Origin of the sequence: Arthrobacter sp. B1I2 (genome assembly GCF_030816485.1) — a bacterium.
In the GTDB taxonomy this organism is placed as follows: Bacteria; Actinomycetota; Actinomycetes; order Actinomycetales; family Micrococcaceae; genus Arthrobacter.
Genome location: NZ_JAUSYC010000001.1, coordinates 1,725,292 through 1,746,819, shown reverse-complemented (window position 1 = coordinate 1,746,819; position 21,528 = coordinate 1,725,292). Strand labels below are relative to the sequence as shown.

The window sequence follows — 21,528 nt, the reverse complement described above, 5'->3', positions numbered from 1 at the left end:
CCAAGGAAAGGACCAGAAATGGCCATCACCGTCACAGATCCCCGGCCGATCGACCGCGCAGAGGAGATCCTCACACCCAAGGCACTCGCGTTCGTGGAGGAGCTTCACAACCGGTTCGCCGGCACCCGCAACGAGCTCCTGGCGGCACGTGCCGTCAAACGGCAGCGGGTCGCCGATACCGGCAAGCTGGACTTCCTGCCGGAAACCAAGGAAGTGCGCGACGGCGACTGGAAAGTTGCGCCCGCACCGGCAGCCCTGCAGGACCGCCGGGTTGAGATGACCGGGCCCGCCTCGCCGGCGAAGATGGCCATCAATGCCCTGAACTCCGGCGCCAAGGTGTGGCTGGCGGACCTCGAGGACGCCAGCACGCCCACCTGGGCGAACGTCATCGACGCCATCCTGAACCTCCGCGACGCTGCCCAGGGCACCCTCAGCTACACCTCGGACGAGGGCAAGGAGTACCGGCTTCGCACCGACGCGCCGCTCGCCGTCGTGGTGGCCCGCCCCCGCGGCTGGCACATGCCGGAGAAGCACCTGCTCATCAACGGCGAACCCGCAGTGGGCGCGCTGGTGGACTTCGGCCTGCACTTCTTCCACATCGCCAAACAGCTGGTGCTCAACGGGCAGGGGCCGTACTACTACCTGCCCAAGATGGAGAGCCACCTTGAGGCCCGGCTGTGGAACGACGTGTTTGTCTTCGCGCAGGACTTCCTGGGACTGAACCAGGGAACCATCCGGGCTACGGTCCTGATCGAGACCATACCGGCGGCCTTCGAGATGGATGAGATCCTCTACGAACTGCGGGACCACGCTTCGGGCCTCAACGCCGGCCGCTGGGACTACCTGTTCAGCATCATCAAGTACTTCCGGGACGCCGGCGAGGAGTTCGTCCTGCCGGACCGCGCGTCGGTGGTGATGACGGCCCCGTTCATGCGGGCGTACACCGAACTGCTGGTGAAGACCTGCCACAAGCGCGGTGCCTTCGCCATGGGCGGCATGGCCGCTGTGATCCCCAACCGCCGCCACCCCGAAGTCACCGAAGCGGCGTTCGAGAAGGTGCGGGCGGACAAGACCCGCGAGGCAAATGACGGGTTCGATGGCTCCTGGGTTGCGCACCCGGACCTGGTCCCAACCTGCCGCGAGGTCTTCGACTCCGTGCTGGGCGACAAGCCCAACCAGGTGGACAAGCAGCGCCCGGAGGTTTCCGTCACGGCTGAACAGCTGCTGGATGTGTCCTCCGCGGGCGGCCAGGTCACCGAGGCCGGCCTGCGCCTGAACCTCTACGTCGCCGTGGCCTACACCGCCGTCTGGCTGTCCGGAAACGGCGCCGTGGCCATCCACAACCTGATGGAGGATGCCGCCACCGCGGAAATCTCCCGCTCCCAGGTGTGGCAGCAGATCCGCAACAAGTCCGTCCTGGCGGACACCGGCAACACGGTAACCAAGGAACTGGTAGAGCGGATCCTGGGCGAGGAAACTGAGCGGCTGCGCGCCGAGTTCGGCGACGAAGCCTTCCGCCGCTACTACCGGCCGGCCAGCGAACTGATCGCGGGCATCTGCCTCTCAGACGACTACACCGACTTCCTCACCACGCCCGCCTACGAACTGGTGGGCTGAGATGGCAGCACCCAAACCATCGCTCTCGGCGGGGGACCTGGCACACATCGACGGGCAGCTGGCCGCCACGGACCGCCTCCTGGACCGGAACTACCCCGGCGACGACGGCTCCCGCCAGCCCGTGCACACGGTGTACGTGCCCGCGGACCGTTTCACGGCGTCGCTCACTGCCGGGTGGGGCGCCGAAGCAACGGCGACGGCGGACGCGCACGGCGGCTTCGAAAAGCTGGGGCGGCTCCTGGGCCAGGACGCAGGCCTCGCCGAAGCCGTGGCCGCGCGCGTTGAGGCGAAGCTGGCCAGCGAGCCAATCGAGGACCTGCGCCTGGACTTTGAGGACGGTTTCGGGGACAGGGGAGACGACGCCGAGGACGCCGCCGCGGTTGCCGCGGCGTCCGCGGTGGCCGCCGCAGTCGCAGCCGGGTCCGCTCCCCCGTTCATCGGCATCCGCTTCAAGTGCTTCGAGGCGGCCACCCGCGCCCGCGGGCTGCGCACCCTGGACCTGTTCGTCTCCGGCCTGGCGGCCGCGGGTGAACTGCCCGACGGGCTGGTCCTAACGCTGCCCAAGGTCACCACGGTGGCCCAGGTGCAGGCCATGGACTACGCCGTGTCCCGGCTGGAGGAAGTCCACTCCCTGCCGGGCGGGCGGCTGCGGTTCGAGGTCCAGGTGGAAACGCCGCAGCTGATCCTCGGGCCGGAGGGCACGTCACCGGTGGCGCAGCTGCCGCATGCCGTCCCCGGCCGGATCAGCGGCCTGCACTACGGCACGTACGACTACTCGGCGTCGCTGCAGATCTCGGCCGAATACCAGTCCATGGAGCACCCCGTGGCCGATTTCGCCAAGGAAGTCATGCAGCTGGCCGTGGCCGGTACCGGCATCCGGCTCTCGGACGGATCCACCAACATCATCCCGGTGGGCGACAACGTGGAGAACGCCTGGCAGCTGCACGGACGCCTGGTCCGGCGCTCGCTGGAGCGCGGCTACTACCAGGGCTGGGACCTGCACCCGGCCCAACTGGCCAGCCGGTTCGCCGCTACCTACGCGTTCTACCGTGAGGGTCTGCCTGCTGCCGCCGCCCGCCTGCGCAGCTATGTGGAGCGGACCGAAGGCGGCGTCATGGACGAGCCCGCCACGGCCCGTGCCCTGGCCGCCTTCGTGCTCCGGGGCGTGCAGTGCGGCGCAGTGGGGGCTGGGGAAGTCCAGGTGCTTGCCGGCGGTCGGACTTCCCCGGCTCACCGCACTGGCGCACCCGCGGCTCGCCACCACTTCCAACTCCTAAGCAAAGGATCTTTGTTCATGGGCAAGTACTACTCCCCCACCGGCGGGCTGCCGCCGCAGACCCACCTGACCACCGAGCGCGCCATCGTCACCGAGGCGTACACGGTGATCCCCAAGGGCGTCATGACGGACATCGTCACGTCAAACCTTCCGGGTTTTTCGAACACCCGCTCCTGGATCATCGCCCGCCCCATCTCCGGCTTCGCCACCACGTTCTCGCAGCTGATCGTCGAAATCGGTCCCGGCGGCGGGGCACCCAGGGCAGAGTTCGAGGAAGGCGTGGAAGGCGTCATCTTTGTCACCAAGGGCAAACTGAACCTGACCCTCGACGGCGAACTGCACCAGCTGGAGGAAGGTGGCTACGCCTACCTGGCCGCCGGCGCACAGTGGGGGCTGGAGAACGTTTCCGACGACGTCGTCTCCTTCCACTGGATCCGCAAGGCCTACGAGCGCCTGGAAGGCTTCGAGGCCAAATCCTTCGTCACCAACGAAAAGGACGTGGAGCCCACGTCCATGCCGGATACCAACGACGTCTGGAAGACCACCCGCTTCACTGACTCCAACGACCTGGCCCACGACATGCAGGTGAACATCGTGACGTTCCAGCCGGGCGGGGTGATCCCGTTCCCGGAAACCCACGTCATGGAACACGGCCTGTACGTCCTGGAGGGCAAGGCCATGTACCTGCTGAACAACGACTGGGTGGAGGTGGAGGCCGGCGACTTCATGTGGCTCCGCGCCTTCTGCCCGCAGGCCTGCTACGCCGGCGGCCCGGGCGAGTTCCGCTACCTGCTCTACAAGGACATGAACCGCCAGGTGCGCCTCACCTAGTCCCAGCGGGCAGCAGCAGACGCCGTGATGGAGCCCATCACGGCGTCTACTGCTGCTTACCTGGTTTTGTACACAGGCTTACGAGCCATATCCAGGCTTATGCGCCGGGGTTCAGGACCACTTTGATGCAGCCGTCTTCCTTCTTCTGGAACTTCTCGTACAGTGCGGGCGCACCCTCCAGGCCGGAGCGGTGGGTGACCAAATCCATGACGCCCAGCGGATCGGCGTCGTCCTCCACGAGGGGAAGGAGGGCATCCGTCCAGTTGCGCACATTGCACTGGCCCATGCGCAGTTGGAGCTGCTTGTCGAACATGGTGAGCAGCGGCATCGGGCTGGCCTCGCCGCCGTAGACGCCGCTCAGCGATAGCGTGCCGCCACGGCGGACCGCGTCGATTGCGGTATGCAGCACCGCCAGGCGGTCCACGCCGGCCGTCTCCATCGCTTTCTGCGCAAGCTTGTCGGGCAGGAGGCCAAGGGCCTGGTGGGCGAAGCCGGCAACGGGGGAACCGTGCGCTTCCATCCCGACGGCGTCCACTATGCCGTTCGGCCCCCTGCCATCTGTCATCTCGCGCAGTTCGTCGGCGACGCCCTTGCTGTAATCAAGCGTTTCCACGCCATGGCGGGCGGCCATTTCACGCCGTTCCGGGACCGGATCGACGCCAACGACCCGGTAACCGCGGTGGAGCCCGATCCGGGTAGCGAACTGGCCCACAGGTCCAAGGCCGAAAACCGTCAACGTGCCACCCGGCTGGACATTGGCGTATTCCACGCCCTGCCACGCCGTGGGCAGGATGTCGGAAAGGAACAGGTAGCGTTCATCCGGAAGCTCACTCCCCACCTTAATGGGGCCATAATCGGCGTGCGGGACGCGAAGGAACTCCGCCTGTCCGCCGGGGACCGACCCATACAGCTCGGAGAAACCGAACAGTGCCGCACCGGAACCCTTCTCCTTCACCTGTGTGGTTTCGCACTGCGACTGCAGGCCTTGGCTGCACATGAAGCAGGAACCGCAGGAGATGTTGAAGGGAATCACCACACGGTCGCCCTTGCGGAGGTTGGTGACGGCGCTACCCACTTCCTCCACGATGCCCATCGGTTCATGGCCGATGACATCCCCCTTGTGCATGTAGGGGCCCAGGACTTCATAGAGGTGCAGGTCGGACCCGCAGATGGCGGTGGAGGTGATCCGGACGATCGCATCCGTTGGTTCCTGGATGACGGGATCAGGTACTTCTTCAACGCTTACCGACCGCTTTCCTTGCCACGTCAGTGCTTTCACAGTCTCCCTTTCGCTCTGTTGTGCCCCTGGGGGTCTCCCGGGGCAGGCCAGGACGCCTGCAGGCACCCTTTCTTCGACGCTATCGGTTTTCCGGAAAAAAAGTAAGCATGCTGATGAAACCTTGTGGCCGCCGTAGACTGCTCCTAGCGTAGGAAGGGCCCGGGCGCAGGCATCAGGCAGCAGGGCAACCGTTGACCAGAGCAGAAGACCACGTGAAAGAGGAACGCCATGTCGCTGTACCAGCCGGAACCGGTCGAGATCTCCACCCGCATGCGCCCCGGAGAATGGACCGAAGACAGCCTGGTGGAACTGGTCAACACCTACCGGGCGCGGATCGCGGAAATGGGCGCTCCGCCGGCCGAGGTGGCCACGGACATTGAGCGGAACGACGACGGCTCGGTGAAGGTGGTGGTGTCATGGACCAAGCCCGCCATCGCCGGCGACGAGGATTCAGTGCCGGGCGGCCAGCCGCTCTGACCACTGCCGGGCAGTGGCACCGTCAGCGGTTCGGCTGCAGCGCAAGAAGCCGGCCGATGGCACTTGAGCCAAGGTTCTCCAGCAGGTCCCGCGGCCCCTCGTAAACCTCCACCGCACCGGCGTCGCGAAGTTGGGCTGCCTGGATTCCCCCGCAGGTAACCCCAATGGACGGGATCCCCAGCGCCGCCGCAGCCTGCATGTCCCAGACTGCGTCACCGACGTAGACGGCATCCGCAGCGTCGACACCGACGGCGGCCAGGGCCGCCTCCAGGATGTCCGGCGCGGGCTTGCTTTCCTCGGCATCGTTGGCACTGGTGGCGGCGTCGATGAAGGCGTCGGCGTCCAGGACGGTCCGCATGACCTGAAGGTCCCGCTGCCGCGCCGAGGAGGCCAGCGCCACGGCCAGCCCGCCCGCGTGGCATTGGCCCAGCAGTTCCTTGGCGCCGTCAAGCGCGCGGAGCGAGGGCCAGTGGGACGCATAGAGGGCTCCGTGGCTGGCCATGATGTCCTCGTCCTCGCCGCGGTCCCGGCCGGACGGCAGGAGGTTGTCCACCAACCGCGCGCCGCCCATGCCTACGAGCTGATGAATGGCCGCCATGGGCACGTCATGGCCGTACTGGCGGAACGCACCCCACCACGCGATGGTGTGGATGTACGACGAGTCGATCAGGGTCCCGTCAACGTCAAAGAGGACCCCCCGGCGCCGTGCGCCAGGGGGCGTTGCAGGCTCGGTCATGAGCTGACCGCTGTCCGTCGTTCTTCCGGAGCCTTCTTCCGCCTGACAGCGTCCTCCTTGGGAGAGCTGACCGGCCGCACACGCTCCCGGATGACGGATCCGGCCCCGTTCAGGCTCTTGTCCCGGATCAGGCCCGTGCCGGCAATTTCCCGGGCCATTGCGACCCCTGCCACAGCGGCCCTCTTGGTGGGGAAGGTGACCGAGATGGCCATCAGGTTCCCGCTTCCGTCCATCATCCTGATCCGGTATCCACCGTCGGGGGCATCCACGAGTTCGAAAAATCCGGCCATAACTATCACTCCTCCATCAATCACGGCACTGTGCTTGGGAGCACTCCATGAGGTGTTAGTAAGTATACTTATCTATCCTGCGAAGGAGAAGTTTCGCCCCGTGTCCGCGCCGCCTCAACACGAATCCGCCCGCTACGACGGAATGGGGGTATCACTGCGCCGAACCGTATCCTGATGGAGTTCCAGGGCGCTAGTCACAAGCGCGAAGTGGCTGAATGCCTGCGGCGTATTGCCCAATTGGCGCCCGGCCTTCACCGCCCATTCCTCGCTCAGCAGCCCCACATCGTTACGCAGTTCCAGCAGCCGCTCGAAGAGTTCCCGCGATTCCTCATAGCGGCCCGCGCCGAGGAGCGCCTCCACCAGCCAGAACGAACAGGCCAGGAAGACGCCTTCGTCCCCCGGCAGGCCGTCGTCGCTCTGTTCCGGCCGGTACCGCAGCACAAACCCGTCCTGGGTCAGCTCCCGCTGGATCGCATCGATGGTCCCCACCACCTTGGGGTCATCGGGAGGCAGGAAGCCCACCCTGGGAATCAACAGCAGGCTGGCATCCAGTTCCGGACGGCCGTAGGACTGGACAAAGGTGTTCCGCCCAGGATCGAAGCCGTTGGCCATGATGTCCTGGCGGATCTGGTCCCGCAGCGCCTCCCAGCGCTCCACGGGACCCGGCAGGCCGGACTCGCGCACGCCCTTCACCATCCGGTCGGCTGCCACCCATGCCATGACCTTGGAGTGGGTGAAGTGCCGGCGCGGCCCCCGCATTTCCCAGAGCCCGTTGTCCGGCTGGTCCCAGATTGTTTCAAGGTGTTCCATCAGGGCGATCTGGACATCCCACGCCTCATCCGTGTGCTTCAGCAGCGAGTTCCGGGTCAGCGCGAGGCAGTCAAGCACTTCCCCCCATACATCCAGCTGGAACTGTTCCGCTGCCGCATTTCCGATCCGCACGGGGACTGAGTTCTCGTAGCCCTCCAGCCACGGCAATTCCATCTCCGGCAGCCGCCGCTCGCCATGGATCCCGTACATGATCTGCAGGTCCGCGGGGTCCCCGGCCACGGCCCGGAGCAGCCAGTCCCGCCAGGCGGCGGCTTCGGCGGTGTAGCCCGCAGCCAGCAGCGCCTGCAGGGTCATGGTGGCGTCCCGCAGCCAGCAGTAGCGGTAGTCCCAGTTGCGCTGGCCGCCCGGCTGCTCCGGCAGCGATGTTGTGACGGCAGCGACGATGCCCCCGGTGGGGGCGTAGGTCAGTGCCTTGAGCGTTACCAGGGAGCGGAGCACGGCATCCTGGTACTTCCCCTTGACGGTGCATTGCGAGGACCAGCCCCGCCAGAACGAAAAGGTGCTTTCCAGGACTTCTTCTGCCTGCACGGATACCGGGCGCCCCACGTGGCTGGGCGCCCAGGTCAGCACGAACGGCACCTTCTCACCGGCGTTCACAGTGAAGTCGCTGATGGTGTGCATGTTCTCGCCGTGCAGGGGCGCTGGAGTGACCAGGTAGACGGCGTCCGGGCCGGCAATGGCGTGCAGCCCGCGCTTGTCCTTGCGCACCCAGGGCACGATATGGCCGTAGTCGAACCTCATGATCAGCTCACCGCGCATCCTGACGCTGCCGCTGATGCCTTCGACGATCCGGACGATGTCAGCCACGGAGTCGCGCGGCGGCATGAAATCGGTGACCCGCACCGTTCCGTCCGGCGTCTCCCACTCGGTGTCCAGAATCAGGGTGCCGTCGCGGTAGCTCCGCCGGGTGCATGCACCCCCGCTTTCCGGTGCCAGGAGCCAGCGCCCCGAGTCCGGCGTGTCCAGCAGGGAATTGAAGCAGGCTGGGGAATCGAACCGCGGAAGGCAAAGCCAGTCGATCGAGCCTTCCTTGCTGATCAGGGCACCAGTCTGCAGATCGCCCACCACCGCATAATCTTCAATTCGCGCCATGCCATTACCCTGCCACAGAGAGCTGCGAAGGGAAGGGGAAGGCCCCGGTGTAGCCTGAGGCAAATGGCAATCCACATCGGCACCTCCGGCTGGAGCTACGACCACTGGGAGAACGTCCTGTACCCGCCGGGGCTGCCCGTCCGGGACCGGCTCCAGTACTACGTCGCCAACTTCAGCACGGTGGAATTGAACGCCAGCTTTTACCGCTGGCCCAGGGATATCACCTTCGCCGGCTGGAACAACCGCCTGCCGGCCGGGTTCAGCATGTCAGTCAAAGCTCCGCGGGGACTCACCCATGCGCGCAAGCTGTATTCACCGGAAGTCTGGGTGGAGCGGATCGCCCGGTGCTGGCACGAGCTGGGGGACAAACGTGCCGTGCTCCTGGTCCAGCTGCCGCCGCAACTGGAGCGCGACGACGCAAGGCTGGACTATTTCCTCGCCGCGGTTCCCACCTGGATCAGGGTTGCAGTGGAGTTCAGGCACCCCAGCTGGGAGTGCCCCGAGGTGTTCTCCCTGCTGGAGCGGCACCAGGCGGCCTACTGCATCATGAGCGGCGCCAACCTGCCATGCATCCTGCGGACCACCGCCCCCTTTGCCTACGTCCGGCTGCACGGACCAGACCAGCAGCACCTGTACGGCGGCTCGTACTCCGACGACGACCTTCACTGGTGGGCCGACCGGATCCGTGAGTGGGACGGCACGGGCATCGATGTCTACGCCTACTTCAACAACGACGGCGGCGGGAACGCAGTGCGGAACGCCCAGACCCTGCGCGCGATCCTCGGCAAGGGCTGATGCGTGCTGCCGCGCTGTGGCAGAGTGGTGGCATGGACACGGCCCCGCAGAACACCGCCCAGGACACGGCGCGCCCACCCCGGCGGAACACAAAGGGGCACACGGCCCTTTCCGGAAGCCAGTTCTTCCGGCTGGCGCACCATGTGTCGGACACGGTCAACGACATCCGGATCAGGCTCGCGAAACGCTGGAAGTTCGTGCCGCAAACCATCGCCTACCAGGGCTACGGCTCCACCACCCGGGTGCGCGTGCTGGGCCGGGTGCTGCTGACGCAGAGTCCCCTGCCGGGGAGCAAGGCCGAGCACGAAGCCAGGAACGGCACCCAGAACATCCGCGGCTGGCGCGCCTTCACCGGGGTGCCGTTGCAGTTTACCGACGTCGAAATCACCATCGGCGATGTGGTCACCCACGTCACGGCGGACCGGGGCGGGCTGATTGACACCGAGGTGGACGTGCAGCTGTCCCCCGGCTGGCACACCGCGGTGCTGCGGGCGGAGGGAACCGAACCGGCCGAGGCACTGATCCAGGTGATCGCCCCGGGCGTGGAATTCGGGATCGTCTCGGACATCGACGACACCGTCATGGTGACCGCCCTGCCCCGGCCCTTCCTGGCCTTGTGGAACACCTTCGTACTCAGCGAACGGGCACGCATGGCCACGCCGGGCATGGCCGTGCTGCTGGACCGGCTGACCATTGAACACCCCGAGGCGCCGGTCATCTACCTGTCCACCGGCCCCTGGAACGCAGCCCCCACCCTGGCGCGGTTCCTGACCCGCAACATGTACCCCAAGGGCGCGCTGCTGTTGACGGACTGGGGCCTCACGCAGGACCGCTGGTTCCGCAGCGGCCAGGACCACAAGCACCGCAACCTGGAGCGGCTGGCCCAGGAATTCCCGGATATGCGGTGGCTCCTGATCGGTGACAACGGCCAGCACGACGAGGCCATCTACTCCGCCTTTGCCGCCGAAAACCCGGACAAGGTTGCTGCGATCGCCATCCGGCAGCTGTCCGTCAGCGAGTCGGTGTTCGCGGGCGGCCACTCCGAGGACGGAGACCACACAACCTCCCGCGTGCCGTGGATCTACTCCCCTGATGGCGCCGGCATCGCCAAGCAGCTCGCCATGCTGGACCTGCTCCGGGGCTGACCGGCGCCACACCCAGCAGCGCCTTACGGTGCTGTGACTTAGGGTGCTGTGCCTTGCGGTGGTGTGCGTTACTGTGCGCTGGCACCCAGGGGCGCGCCGTCGTCGGGCGCTTCACTGTCCACCATTTCCGCACTGCCCTCGAAATCTTCACCACCCAGCAGATCCGGAACCGCGGCCTGCGCGATCGCCGCCTCAGCCGCGGCAGCCAGGTCGCGTTCCTCGATCAGCTCCTGGAACCAGAAGTAGGATGCCTTGGGCGTCCGCTCCAGCGTTTCGAAGTCCACGTGCATAAGGCCGAACGGCTGCTTGTATCCTGCCGACCACTCAAAGTTGTCCAAAAACGACCACACGTAATAGCCGCGAAGATCCACGGACTCCGCCTCACCGCCGGGGGCCGTGGCGCGCAGCGCGGTTTCAAGATGGTCGGAAATGTACTTCAGCCGGCGCTCGTCCGGGATGAACCTGGTGTTGGTGGACTTGTCCCGGACAATGATGTCCTCGAAGCTGGCTCCGCCTTCGGTGATGATCACCGGAGGCAGGTTGGGGTAACGCTCCGCCATCTCCCTCAGGGCCACGGCCATGTACTCGGGCTTGACCGGCCAACCGTAGGCGGTGACGTCCGCTTCCGGCCAGGCCTCCACGTGGAAGGGCGTCCCGCCACTGCCTGCCGCACTGAGGTCGCTGCCCATGGCCTCGGCCATGCTCGCCGGCACGGCGCCGTTGCCCGGCCCGACGGCCACCTTGGTGGGCATGTAGTAGTTGAGCCCATAGAAATCGAGAGGCTGGGAAATGATCTCCATGTCCTCTTCGGGATGTTCAAAGGAGCTGAAGACCTTGGCCGCGCGGATGAGGTCCGGATACTTGCCCGTCAGGACCGGGTCCGCGTAGAGCCGGTTCTGGCCCAGGTCCATGAGGCCGGCGCTGATCCTGTCCAGGGGGTTGGCGGAGTTCGGCACCATGGGCGAATAGACGTTGGTCATGCCGATTTCGCCAGGTACCCGTGCGGCGCGAAGGGCCTGTACGGCCAGCCCATGGCCCAGCAGCTGGTGGTGGACGGTGGGGAAGGCGCCCAGGGCGAGGTCCTTGCCGGGCGAATGCAGCCCCAGGGAATAGCCGTTGGCGCTCACCGTTGCCGGCTCGTTGATGGTGACCCACCGGGCCACCCTGTCCCCGAAGGCGTCCGCCACGAGCGCGGCGTACTCCCCCAGCCGGTAGGCGGTGTCCCGGTTCATCCAGCCGCCCGCCTCATCCAGCTCCAGGGGCGTGTCCCAGTGGTAGATGGTGGCCATTGGCGCGATCCCGTTGGCCAGCAGCTCATCCAGGAGCCGGTCGTAAAACGCCATGCCTGCGCGGTTGGCCGGTCCGGTGCCGCCCGGCTGGATGCGCGGCCAGGAAAAGGAGAACCGGTAGGAGTCAACGCCAAGCTGCTTGAGGAGGGCCACGTCCTGCGGCATCCGGTGGTAGTGGTCCGTGGCCACCACGGGGCTGTGGTCCTCCACGATGGCGCCGGGTTTGGCGGCAAACCTGTCCCAGCCCGCGGGTCCGCGGCCGTCCTCGTCCAGCGCCCCTTCGATCTGGAATGCTGCGGTGGCGACGCCAAGCGTGAACCCCGGAGGGATGATCGCTGCGAGGTCCTTGGCGGAGATGTGCATTGGGTCCAGCCTTTTAGTCACGGTGGTCAGGGTACGTCTCAGGATGGCACAAGGGAGGGCTGACGGGCAGCAGGTCCGCCCCCGGGACGTCGGCTATTGCGATCCGAAGAGGAACTCCTTGGCGTGCGCGACTGCCTTGCGGAAGGCATCGTTGCGCAGTGTCACCAGGTGTTCTGTGTCGCCGTCGGACGGTTCCAGGTACCCGGTGTAGCCGGGCCGAAGGACCCAGATGTCCCCGGCGGGCGGGAGGTAGAACACGCCGAAGGAGCGCTGCTGCCTCTCATCGGCGGTCCAGACCGGGACCACCGCCAACGCGGCACCTGTGGCCGGGTTGATCCACTGGGCCCGCGGCAGGGGCTGTTCATGCGCCTCGGGGTCCAGGAAGGGTGCCGTTCCCGCACCCCACCGCTGCTCAAAACGCTCGTGGAATGCAGGAATAAGGTGAGAATCGTAGCGCCGCCAGTCGCTCATGCAGTTTTCCGCCTCCTTGAATGAATAGCCCTGGGTTCAGGACCAGGGCCCGCTTTCCCACCGCACCGGGGTGACGCGGATGGTGTGCCCGGATACTCCGCCCGTGCCGCGGACTTTCCGGACAGGAATGATGGTGGGTGCCGCTGCCGCCAGCTTCCTGTCGTAGTCGGCGCGGCGCCCGGGGTCACGCAGCACGTTGAACGCCTGCATGATCCGGAGGAGTTCGTCCCTTTGCCCGGGATTGCCTTTCTTCGCCGGCTTATCCCCCATCGCTTCGGTCTTCCCGGTTGCCTGCCCGCCGTCCATGTCCGGATGGTGGCTGCGCATGAGGGCACGGTATGCATGCGAGATTTCCTGCCGGGTGGCATCCCGCCCTACGCCCAGGATGGTGTAGTAATCAGGGACATCAGTCATCCCAGCCTCCTGTTCCGCCGGCGCCCCTGCCGGCTGGGAAGGTGCGGTAAAGCGTGGTCCTAGGCGCCGACCTGTTGCATCCCGCCCTGCTGGGTCTGGATCTCGATCTTGCGTGGCTTGGCCTGTTCAGCAACCGGGATCCGCAGGGTCAGGACGCCCTGGTCGTAGCTGGCCTTGATTTTCTCGGTGTCCAGGGTGTCACCCAGAATCAACTGGCGGCTGAACACACCACGGGGACGCTCCGATGCCACAAGCTCCACATTGGCCTGCGTCGGTTCCTGGCGCTCGGCCCTCACGGTCAGGACGTTCCGTTCAACGTTCAGGTCAAGGGAATCCACCTTCACACCGGGAAGGTCGAACGCCACCACGAATTCCCCCTCTTCCTGCCACGCGTCCATGGGCATGGCCGCCGGGCGGGCGGCGGTCCCAAAGACCTGCTGGGTGAGCCGGTCCAGCTCACGGAACGGGTCGGTACGCATTAACATCATTTCCCACTCCTTCAGTTTCCAGGTACTGGATCTGCAGCCATCCATCCCCGCTTAATCTATGGTGATTGATATAGATTTTTTATAGCACTCGTGGGAAACTGAAGCAAGATACCGGAGGAGCGGATTTGGGAGGCAACATGGCAGGTCCTGAAGCAGGACGGGACGGCCGCTCCCCCGGTTCACGGGCCCTGTACGCCATCTCGGTGGCGGCGGAACTCACGGGAACCGGACAGCAAAACATCAGGCTGTACGAGACCAAGGGGCTGCTGACGCCCTCGCGGACAGCGGGCGGCACGCGCCAGTACAGCGACGACGATATCGCCGTGCTGCTGCGGATCGGGGAGCTCCTGCAGGAGGGGTTGAACCTGGCAGGCGTTGCCAAAGTCCTGGAGCTGGAGGCAGCGAACGTCAAACTGCACCGGGCGCTCAAGCGTGCAAGGTCGCGGCCGCAGTGAGCCCGGGGAGCAGGCCGGACCGGCTCCTTCCCGGGAACGTACTACTCCGGGGGGAATTCCGCCTTTGACAGCTCTCCGGTGACGGGCTCCCCCGGAATCCTGGCCGTCCGCCAGGTATCGAGCGCGATGACCCCGCCAAGGATGAGCAGCGACAGCGAGAACGATGCCAGCGCGTCGGTGGTCCAGTGATAGCCAAGGTACAGGCGGCTGACGATAGCGAGGATGATCCCGATTCCGGCCCCGATAAATCCGAAGACTGCTGCGCGCGGGTTCCGGCGCCGGGAGAAGATGAGGTAGGCGCCCACCAGCAGGAAGTCGCAGGCTCCCAGGACGTGCCCGGACGGGAACGAAAAGGTCTGGTCCGCACCGAACAGCATCTGGTCCACGGGCGGCCGCGACCGCTGGACGATGTGGAGGATGATCTGCGAAACAATCACGCCGGTCAGCATCGCGGACGCGAGCAGGATGGGGCGCCAGGCGTGTTTGGCTGCGAATCCCCAGACAAGGATCACCACCAGCACGATGATCGGCAGTGCGATGGGTCCGAAGAACACGGCCAGGAAGATCATGATGGCCGTCACGGCGCCCGAACGGGTTGTCAGCAGCCAGTCATGCACGGGGGTGTCGGCGGCGGAGAGCCCGTCGGCCTGGACCACGCTGACAAGCGTGGCAATAAAGAGTGCCAGCCCCGCCACGGCCAGGATGGCTGACGCCCGGTAAAGACCGCGCCGGTCGTCAGGGTCCACGTAGCGTTCCTCCACCACGAACTTTTCATGGAAGGTGTGCCACCTGCCGTTGCTCTTTTTCGTGGCTGCGGAACCTGCTGATTTCTGTACCAATGTGCTGCCCGTCCCTACGCCGCCGTAAATGCGTACCGTGATGAATGCCTAGGCTGAAGATTATCCCGGCGACGGGCCATTCACTCCATCACGCGGTCAGAACGAGCCGGTGGTGAACTGCCAGCTCCGGCCTGCGAGGGGGTTTCCGGCCAGGTCCCGGATGGCGGCGGTCCCCCCGGTCAGCGTCACGGTATACCGGGTCTTTGCGGCCAGCGGTTCCTGGGGGTCCAGGACCCACTGGTTGGTGGTGCCATTGCGGTAGGCCGCTGCCGCCACCACGGCGCCCGTGGACGTGTTTTTCAGTGTGAACGTGGTGGTGCCGACGCCCTGGACTGCCTCGCTGAAGGTGGCGCTGATGTTGCTGCTCCGGCGGACCAGGAGGTCGTTGCTGCCCGGGGAGTATCCGGTGACGGTGGGCGCCGGGCCGGTGGTGAACGTCCAGCTGATGGAGGCCAGCGGCGTGCCCGCGGCATCGCGGATGGCCGAGGTTCCACCTGCCAGGCTGGCGGTGTAGCTTGTGTCGGCGGCCAGGTTTGCTGCCGGATCAAGGGTGGCCGTCCTGGTGGTGGCGTTGTAGGTGACGGTGGCCGCAATGGTGGTGCCGGCTGCATTCCTGAGCACGAAGGTCGCGGCGGACACACCCTGCACAGCGGCACTGAAGGCGGCCGATACGTTCGTGCCGGCTGCCACTGCCGTGGCCCTGGCGGCCGGCGCGACGGAGGTGACGGTCGGGGCAGGAGCAGGAGCAGGTGCCGTCGCGTCCGCGGCCGTGTACAACAGCCGGTTCGGGGTTCCCGTGGTGGCCCCGGCGATCACTCCGGCGGTGGCGTTGGATACCAGTGCCCCGGCCACCTGGGCCGGCGTCAGTGCGGGATTCTGTGACAGCAGGACGGCGGCGGCCCCGGCAGTGTGCGGCGCAGCCATGGAGGTTCCGGACATGGATGCCGTGGCGGTGGTGGAGGTGTAGTAGGTGGAGGTGATGCCGACGCCGGGAGCGTACAGGTCCACGCAGGACCCGAAGTTGGAGAACGACGCCTGCTTGTCGGCGGAGTCGCTGGCTGCCACCGTCACGGCGCCCGGGACGCGGGCGGGTGAAGCGGTGCAGGCGTCCACGGCGGAGTTTCCGGCGGCAACCACGGTGGTGACGCCGTCGTCAATGACTGCCTGGATGGCGGCGTCCACGGTACTGCTGGCAGCTCCGCCCAGGCTGAGGTTGGCCACCGCGGGCGCCCCTGCGGCGTGGTTCGCGGCGATCCAGTCCAGGCCCGCCACCACGTCCGAGTTGTAGCCGGACCCGGCGCAGTCGAGCACCCTGACCGGCACCAGGGTGGCGCTCTTGGCCACGCCGTACGTGGCGCCGGCCACGGTTCCGGCCACGTGGGTGCCGTGGCCGTTGCAGTCAGTAGTGCCGTTGCCGTCCGCCACGGCGGTCCAGCCTGCTGCCACCCGGCCGCCGAAGTCGGAGTGCGATGCGAGGATGCCGGTGTCCACCACGTAAGCGGTCACGCCGGTGCCGGCCGCGGTCCAGGAGTAGGAACCGGAAAGCGGAAGCGCCCGCTGGTCAGCACGGTCCAGGCCCCAGGGAGCAGGCTGCTCGGTCCCCGAAACTTTGACGGGGGCGTCGGGCTCCACGGACAACACTTTCCCGGACCTCCTGAGGGTTGCCGCCTGGGCCGGGTTGGCGGTGACCACGGCGCCGCGGACTGCGTGTCCAAAGGTACGGCCGACGGCGAGGCCCTGCCCGCGAAGTCCGGACACCTCGGCTGCGACATCGGCAGTGGGGGCGAACCGGACGATATAGCGGCCGGTGCCGTTGCCGGCTCCGGCCGCCTCGGCGGGCGGGCCAGTGACAGGAGCCGCGGCGGCGGGCAGGGACGCGGTGGAAAGGGCGACGGCGGACAGCAGGGCCGTGAGGGCCGGCAGCACGAAGAATCGGGTACGAATGGTGGGGTCCTTGAAGTGGCGGGGAAAACTGCGGGGCAGGTAATTCCGCCCCTGGTACCAAAAGGATAGGAGCCGGAAGCACAACGCTTCCGGCTCCTTGGATGATCCTGTGCCAACCCTTGGAGATTCCTGCGGGCTGCCGTAAATTCCTAGCTTTGGGCACCACCGGACGCGGCCGGCGCGTGGTTGCGCCAGCTGTGCTCGGGCTCGAAACCGAGCATGCGCCGCGCCTTGTCGATGCACAGCATTGTTTCGTGCTCGCCCAGTTCCCTGGTGACCTTGACGTCGGGGAAGACCTCGGCCGCCAGGCTGGCGCTTGACCGGCTCATGACCGTGTCCGCGTTGGCGATGATGAAGGCCTCGAACCCCGGCTTGGCGTTCTCCAGCGCCCGCACCACGGCCTGAGCGCCGTCCCTGCCGTCGATGTAGCCCCACAGGTTCCACTTCCGCAGCATCGCGTCCGCATCGAAGGAGGGGAACCTTGCGTAGTCGGCCTCGTCCATGACGTTGGAGAACCGCAAACCCGTGATGCTCAGATCCGGGTCCCACCGCGTCATCTCCACGGCCATCTGCTCCTCCAGGCGCTTCACCAGCGAGTAGGTGCTTTCCGGCCTCGGCGGGTATTCCTCATCCACGGGAATGTAGGGCGGGTCGACGTCGAACGGCAACCCGAGCACCGTCTCACTGGAGGCGTACACCACCTTCTTGATGCCTGCACGGCGCGCGGCCTGGAAGACGTTGTAGGTGGACAGCATGTTGTTCTCAAATGTGGCGGCGTCCGGGAGGATGCCCGGGGCGGGAATGGCACCCAGGTGCACCACGGCGTCGAACCCGTCATGCCGGTCATCAACGCCCAGCAGGGCGTCCACAACCTGGCCGTAGTTGCGCAGGTCCACCACCAGCAGGTCCGGGCTGCGCTCCCCCGCCCGGTCCAGGTTGAGGACCTGGTGGCCGTCGCCGGTCAGCCGGCGCACCACGTGCCGCCCCAGTTTTCCGCTTCCGCCTGTAACAGCAATTCTCATCAGTGTTTCCTTCTGCTCGAGTGCGTTCACCATGCGGTGTTCGGTCAGGACGGGTGCCGCGGGGCTGCAAGGAACTTTTCGACGGCGGCGATCGCCAGGGCGGTAATTCCGTCCGGATCCCCGCTGCCGTTGACGGACACAAGAATGCCCCGGCCCGCGTACACCGAGACTACTTCATGCGTCTGCCGGTGGTAGAGGTCCAGCCGGCGCCGGAAGACGTCGATGGTGTCGTCCGTGCGCCCCTGTTCCTGGGCTCGCCTGTGCATCCGCTCTTCCAGTTCCGCATCGGGCGCCTGCAGCTCGATGACAGCGTCCAGCGCCTGCGCCTGCGCCGCGAGCATGCGGTCGAGTTCTCTTACCTGCTGCGCTGTGCGCGGATAGCCGTCCAACAGGAACCCGCGCCTCACGTCCTCGTGGAGGAGCCGGTCCATGACCAGCGCGTTGGTGAGGTGGTCCGGTACGAAGCGGCCGCCGTCCAGGTACCTGGCGGCCTGGTTCCCGAGTTCGGTATGTTGGTTGACGTTGCTCCGGAAGATGTCCCCGGTGGAGACGGCAGGGATCCGGAAGTGCCGCGCCAGGTGTCCGGCCTGCGTTCCCTTGCCGGAACCCGGTGGACCAATGATGAGCAGCCTGGTCATGTTCCCGTCCCTCCGCAACCCAGCAGCAACTGGCTTGAGCCATTGATCCCAGGGCCAGCCCGCAGCAGCACCGGCGCCTGCTTCATTGTGCCGGGCAGGCCGGGCCCGCGCCAGCCTCCGCCCTTCCAGGCCAGCCAGCTGACGCTTTGAACGGGCCGGGAATGTATATACTTCTGGTTATCGGTTTAGCAGCAGGCCGTTGGAAAGTTCGTCGATCCAGCGACCATCACCGGCTCCCCGCCCAGTTGCGGGGCGTACGTGTGTTGCTGGCTCGTTTTGACCTGAACGAATGGCACCAGAAAACCGTGGCCAGCGAGTCAACAACAAAAACCGATACATCCATTACCGAGCACCTGCATGAACTTGTCCTCAACAGCTCCGACGTTGAGGACTTCCTTAATGAGCTGGCACAGGTCTCCGCACGCAATCTCTCCGAACCGGGCGACGAAATGCTGTGCGCCATCACCCTCCTCCGGCAACGCAAATCCGCCACGGTCGCCAGCAGCAGCCAGGACGCAAAGTCCATCGGCCGGCTTGAACACAGGTTCACCGACACCCCTGGCCTGACGGCTTCAACCGCCCAGGAAATTGTCCACGCGCCGGACCTGAGTGACGATGCCCGCTGGCCGGACTACGCCACCGCCGCGGTTGCCCAGGGAGTCCGGTCCGTAGCGGCGGTTCCGTTCCGGCTTGAGGGGGAAACCAAGGCGTCGCTGCTGCTGTACTCCCGCCGCCCCCACCGGTTCGAAGGCCGCGTGCTGAAGTTTGCCGAAGATTTCGTCAGCCAGACCTCGCTGGCGCTCCGCCTCGCGGTGCGGTTTGCGCACTACAGCGAAACGGCCGCGAACCTCCGGGCCACGCTGGAGTCCCGCACGGTCATCGACATGGCTGTCGGAATCATCATGGCCCAGAACCGGTGCAGCCAGCAGGACGCTTTCGGCATCCTGAGGACCGCGTCCAGCACCCGGAACACCAAGCTGCATGATGTGGCAGCCGCCGTGGTCAACGCCTTGGGCCAGGGACCGGCGCGCACACATTACGACGGCTAGCCAGGACGGCGGTCCGCCGGTTTCACAGGTGCCACACATAACGGGCAAATCCCGCTGCTAAGTTGCCTGCCTAGAAATGAGGCATGACATCTCAGCAGCGATCAGCAACACGCAAACCCGGACGCTTCCGCCGGGCCGTCACAGCAGGGGCGGTAGCCTTCACGCTGTCGGCCGGTGGGGCCGCCGCCTGGGCCGTTGACCGGTATGTGGTCCCGCACGTTGAGATCTCCGACGTCTCCGCGTACCAGGCCAGCCAGGCAGGCACGACGGCGGACACCTCCACCGCGTCCGGCGGCACCAACGGCGCGGTCACCACAGCGACGTCCTACGTCTCCGATTCATCCAACATCTCGATCTCGAAGGTGACCACGGGCAGCGGTGACAGCACGGTCACCTACTACGTCGCCGACGTCGTACTCTCCGATGCCACTGCCCTGCAGTCCGCATTCGCCAACAACAGCTTCGGTGGGAACATCACCGAAAACACGTCCGCCATCGCGGAAGCCAACAACGCGGTCTTCGCCATCAACGGCGATTACTACGGCTTCCGCGACACCGGCATCGTAATCCGCAACGGCGTGGTGTTCCGGGATGCCGGGGCACGCCAGGGACTGGCTTTCTACCGGGACGGGACCGTGAAGGTCTATGACGAAACCGCTACCACGGCCGCGCAGCTGGTGGCCGACGGCGTCTGGAACACCCTCTCCTTCGGCCCGTCGCTGCTGGACAACGGCCAGGTAGCCGCCGGAATCGAAGACGTGGAGGTGGACACCAACTTCGGCAACCACTCCATCCAGGGCGAACAGCCGCGCACCGCCGTGGGCGTCATCGACCAGAACCACCTGGTGTTCGTGGTGGTGGACGGGCGGAGCCCGGGCTACAGCGCTGGCGTCACCATGACCGGCTTGGCCGGAATCATGCAGGGCCTGGGCGCCACGACGGCGTACAACATCGACGGCGGCGGTTCCTCCACCATGTACTTCAACGGTGCGCTGGTGAACAATCCGCTGGGCCAGGACAAGGAACGCGGCACCTCCGACATCCTCTACATCGGGCAGTAGGGACAGCAATGGTCATCCTGATCCCGGCCTTTGAGCCGGACCGGCAGCTTCCCGCCCTGATCCGTTCCATCCGGAGCACCAGGCCGGAAGTGCCCGTTGTGGTGGTGGATGATGGCAGCGGCCCTGCCTTCCGGGACGTGTTCGACGGCGTCAGGACACTTGGGTGCCACGTGGTCAGCTACGCCCGCAACCAGGGGAAGGGCTTTGCCCTCAGGGCCGGATTCGGTTTTATCGCGGACAACTTGCCGGGCCGGGACGTGGTGTGTGCGGACAGCGACGGGCAGCATGCCGTGGCGGATATCCTTCGGGTGGCGGACCGGGTGCGGGAGAACCGGGACCAGCAGTGGGGAACGTCCACCATGGTGCTGGGCTCCCGGAGCTTCACCGGGAATGTCCCGGCCCGGAGCCGGCTGGGCAACTCCGCCACCCGGCTCCTTTTTGCCCTGGCCACCGGCGAGCGCATTCCGGATACCCAGACCGGCCTCCGCGGCTACCCGGCCGCCATGCTTCCCTGGCTGCGCTCCGTGCGCGGAGACCGCTACGAGTATGAGCTGAACCTGCTTCTCGAGGCGAAGAACAACGGCTATTCCATCGAGTCCGTCACCATCGCCACGGTCTACCTGGACCACAACTCCGGCTCGCACTTCCGGCCGCTCGCCGACTCGGCGCGGATCTACGCCCCGCTGCTGAAATTCCTTGCCTCCTCCTTTACGGCCTTCCTGCTGGACACCGTGGTGTTCGTGCTGCTCACGGCTGCCATCGACTCCCTGCTGCTGGCCGTAGTCGGCGCCAGGGCGGTGAGCTCGGCGGTGAACTTCCTGGTCAACCGGCACCTGGTATTTGAGCGCGGCAGGGACACATCCCCCCGCAAAGCCGGGGTGCGCTACTTCGGCCTGGCGGCCGTACTGCTGGCCGCGAACTTCGGGCTCATTCGGGCCTTTGAAGCCATCGCAGTGCCGGCCCTGCCTGCAAAGATCCTGGCGGAGATTACCCTGCTCGTGGTCAGTTTCGCAGTACAGCAGCGCTTCCTTTTCACGGGTGGGGCCGCCATGGAGCTGTCAGCCGGTTCCCGGTCCCGCACTCATATTTCCGCCTAGGGCCAGGCACAGCCCCGGCACAGTTTGGC

At 66.2% G+C, this 21,528-nt stretch carries 21 protein-coding genes and 1 pseudogene; 10 read left to right on the top strand and 12 right to left on the bottom strand.

All coding sequences use genetic code 11. The features are described from left to right. Positions 1–18: 18 nt before the first annotated feature. From aceB to QFZ57_RS08140, 3 genes and pseudogenes are all read left to right on the top strand, one after another. The gene (gene aceB, locus QFZ57_RS08150; protein ID WP_306899384.1) at positions 19–1,617 is read left to right on the top strand and encodes a malate synthase A; all 1,599 of its coding nucleotides are present in this window, start codon (positions 19–21) and stop codon (positions 1,615–1,617) included. Between the two features lies 1 nt (position 1,618). Next, positions 1,619–2,894 (top strand): annotated as a pseudogene (locus QFZ57_RS08145) (DUF6986 family protein). Positions 2,895–2,911: 17 nt separating this feature from the next. Then, positions 2,912–3,724 carry a bifunctional allantoicase/(S)-ureidoglycine aminohydrolase gene (locus QFZ57_RS08140; protein WP_306899382.1) on the top strand — a complete coding sequence of 271 codons (813 nt, stop codon included), beginning with the start codon at positions 2,912–2,914 and terminating at the stop codon, positions 3,722–3,724. 97 nt (positions 3,725–3,821) lie between these two features. Here QFZ57_RS08140 and QFZ57_RS08135 read toward each other — a convergent pair whose 3' ends face one another. After that, a complete protein-coding gene (locus tag QFZ57_RS08135) occupies positions 3,822–5,003 on the bottom strand; it encodes a zinc-dependent alcohol dehydrogenase (protein ID WP_306629940.1) in 1,182 nt (393 codons plus the stop codon). A 228-nt stretch (positions 5,004–5,231) separates the two neighbouring features. On the opposite strand from QFZ57_RS08135, the gene QFZ57_RS08130 reads away from it, so the two are divergent. Beyond that, positions 5,232–5,480 (top strand): hypothetical protein, encoded by a 249-nt coding sequence (locus QFZ57_RS08130; protein ID WP_306629939.1) that lies wholly within the window; start codon positions 5,232–5,234, stop codon positions 5,478–5,480. A gap of 22 nt (positions 5,481–5,502) precedes the next feature. On the opposite strand, the gene QFZ57_RS08125 is transcribed toward QFZ57_RS08130, so the two are convergent. The 3 genes from QFZ57_RS08125 to QFZ57_RS08115 all read right to left on the bottom strand — a co-directional run bounded on the left by QFZ57_RS08125 (position 5,503) and on the right by QFZ57_RS08115 (position 8,447). Continuing rightward, positions 5,503–6,216 (bottom strand): HAD family hydrolase, encoded by a 714-nt coding sequence (locus tag QFZ57_RS08125; RefSeq protein ID WP_306629938.1) that lies wholly within the window; start codon positions 6,214–6,216, stop codon positions 5,503–5,505. Beyond that, positions 6,213–6,506, bottom strand: a complete 294-nt coding sequence (locus tag QFZ57_RS08120; protein ID WP_306629937.1) for a hypothetical protein — start codon at positions 6,504–6,506, stop codon at positions 6,213–6,215. The genes QFZ57_RS08125 and QFZ57_RS08120 overlap by 4 nt, the downstream gene beginning before the upstream one ends. 132 nt (positions 6,507–6,638) lie before the next feature. After that, positions 6,639–8,447 carry a glycoside hydrolase family 15 protein gene (locus QFZ57_RS08115; protein WP_306901553.1) on the bottom strand — a complete coding sequence of 603 codons (1,809 nt, stop codon included), beginning with the start codon at positions 8,445–8,447 and terminating at the stop codon, positions 6,639–6,641. Between the two features lie 45 nt (positions 8,448–8,492). On the opposite strand from QFZ57_RS08115, the gene QFZ57_RS08110 reads away from it, so the two are divergent. Further along, positions 8,493–9,224 (top strand): DUF72 domain-containing protein, encoded by a 732-nt coding sequence (locus QFZ57_RS08110; RefSeq protein WP_306899378.1) that lies wholly within the window; start codon positions 8,493–8,495, stop codon positions 9,222–9,224. Between the two features lie 32 nt (positions 9,225–9,256). After that, complete coding sequence (locus QFZ57_RS08105; protein ID WP_373461215.1) at positions 9,257–10,369, top strand: App1 family protein; 1,113 nt, start codon at positions 9,257–9,259, stop codon at positions 10,367–10,369. Between the two features lie 68 nt (positions 10,370–10,437). On the opposite strand, the gene QFZ57_RS08100 is transcribed toward QFZ57_RS08105, so the two are convergent. The 4 genes from QFZ57_RS08100 to QFZ57_RS08085 all read right to left on the bottom strand — a co-directional run bounded on the left by QFZ57_RS08100 (position 10,438) and on the right by QFZ57_RS08085 (position 13,391). Beyond that, the gene (locus QFZ57_RS08100) at positions 10,438–12,021 is read right to left on the bottom strand and encodes a glycoside hydrolase family 1 protein (RefSeq protein ID WP_306632460.1); all 1,584 of its coding nucleotides are present in this window, start codon (positions 12,019–12,021) and stop codon (positions 10,438–10,440) included. A 93-nt stretch (positions 12,022–12,114) separates the two neighbouring features. Further along, the gene (locus QFZ57_RS08095) at positions 12,115–12,492 is read right to left on the bottom strand and encodes a hypothetical protein (protein ID WP_306629934.1); all 378 of its coding nucleotides are present in this window, start codon (positions 12,490–12,492) and stop codon (positions 12,115–12,117) included. A 36-nt stretch (positions 12,493–12,528) separates the two neighbouring features. Beyond that, positions 12,529–12,906 (bottom strand): J domain-containing protein, encoded by a 378-nt coding sequence (locus tag QFZ57_RS08090; RefSeq protein WP_306629933.1) that lies wholly within the window; start codon positions 12,904–12,906, stop codon positions 12,529–12,531. A 59-nt stretch (positions 12,907–12,965) separates the two neighbouring features. Further along, positions 12,966–13,391, bottom strand: a complete 426-nt coding sequence (locus QFZ57_RS08085; RefSeq protein WP_306632459.1) for an Hsp20/alpha crystallin family protein — start codon at positions 13,389–13,391, stop codon at positions 12,966–12,968. A 140-nt stretch (positions 13,392–13,531) separates the two neighbouring features. Here QFZ57_RS08085 and QFZ57_RS08080 point away from each other — a divergent pair, with 140 nt between their 5' ends. Continuing rightward, positions 13,532–13,849: a MerR family transcriptional regulator gene (locus QFZ57_RS08080; protein ID WP_306629932.1), complete on the top strand. Its 318-nt coding sequence runs from the start codon at positions 13,532–13,534 to the stop codon at positions 13,847–13,849. A 41-nt stretch (positions 13,850–13,890) separates the two neighbouring features. Here the strand turns inward: QFZ57_RS08080 and QFZ57_RS08075 are convergent, their stop codons facing one another. From QFZ57_RS08075 to QFZ57_RS08060, 4 genes are all read right to left on the bottom strand, one after another. Next, complete coding sequence (locus QFZ57_RS08075) at positions 13,891–14,688, bottom strand: phosphatase PAP2 family protein (RefSeq protein ID WP_306629931.1); 798 nt, start codon at positions 14,686–14,688, stop codon at positions 13,891–13,893. A 96-nt stretch (positions 14,689–14,784) separates the two neighbouring features. Further along, entirely contained in the window at positions 14,785–16,614 is a 1,830-nt protein-coding gene (locus QFZ57_RS08070) for a S8 family serine peptidase (protein WP_306899373.1), read from the bottom strand. Positions 16,615–16,781: 167 nt separating this feature from the next. Next, complete coding sequence (locus QFZ57_RS08065) at positions 16,782–17,654, bottom strand: NAD-dependent epimerase/dehydratase family protein (protein ID WP_306899371.1); 873 nt, start codon at positions 17,652–17,654, stop codon at positions 16,782–16,784. Between the two features lie 44 nt (positions 17,655–17,698). After that, complete coding sequence (locus QFZ57_RS08060) at positions 17,699–18,292, bottom strand: adenylate kinase (protein ID WP_306899369.1); 594 nt, start codon at positions 18,290–18,292, stop codon at positions 17,699–17,701. Between the two features lie 305 nt (positions 18,293–18,597). Between QFZ57_RS08060 and QFZ57_RS08055 the strand changes: the two genes are divergently transcribed. The 3 genes from QFZ57_RS08055 to QFZ57_RS08045 all read left to right on the top strand — a co-directional run bounded on the left by QFZ57_RS08055 (position 18,598) and on the right by QFZ57_RS08045 (position 21,499). After that, a complete protein-coding gene (locus QFZ57_RS08055; protein WP_306632458.1) occupies positions 18,598–19,341 on the top strand; it encodes a GAF and ANTAR domain-containing protein in 744 nt (247 codons plus the stop codon). Positions 19,342–19,424: 83 nt separating this feature from the next. After that, positions 19,425–20,402 (top strand): phosphodiester glycosidase family protein, encoded by a 978-nt coding sequence (locus QFZ57_RS08050; RefSeq protein ID WP_306629927.1) that lies wholly within the window; start codon positions 19,425–19,427, stop codon positions 20,400–20,402. An 8-nt stretch (positions 20,403–20,410) separates the two neighbouring features. After that, positions 20,411–21,499, top strand: coding sequence for a bifunctional glycosyltransferase family 2/GtrA family protein (locus QFZ57_RS08045; protein WP_306899366.1), 1,089 nt, complete (start codon positions 20,411–20,413; stop codon positions 21,497–21,499). Positions 21,500–21,528 lie beyond the last annotated feature (29 nt).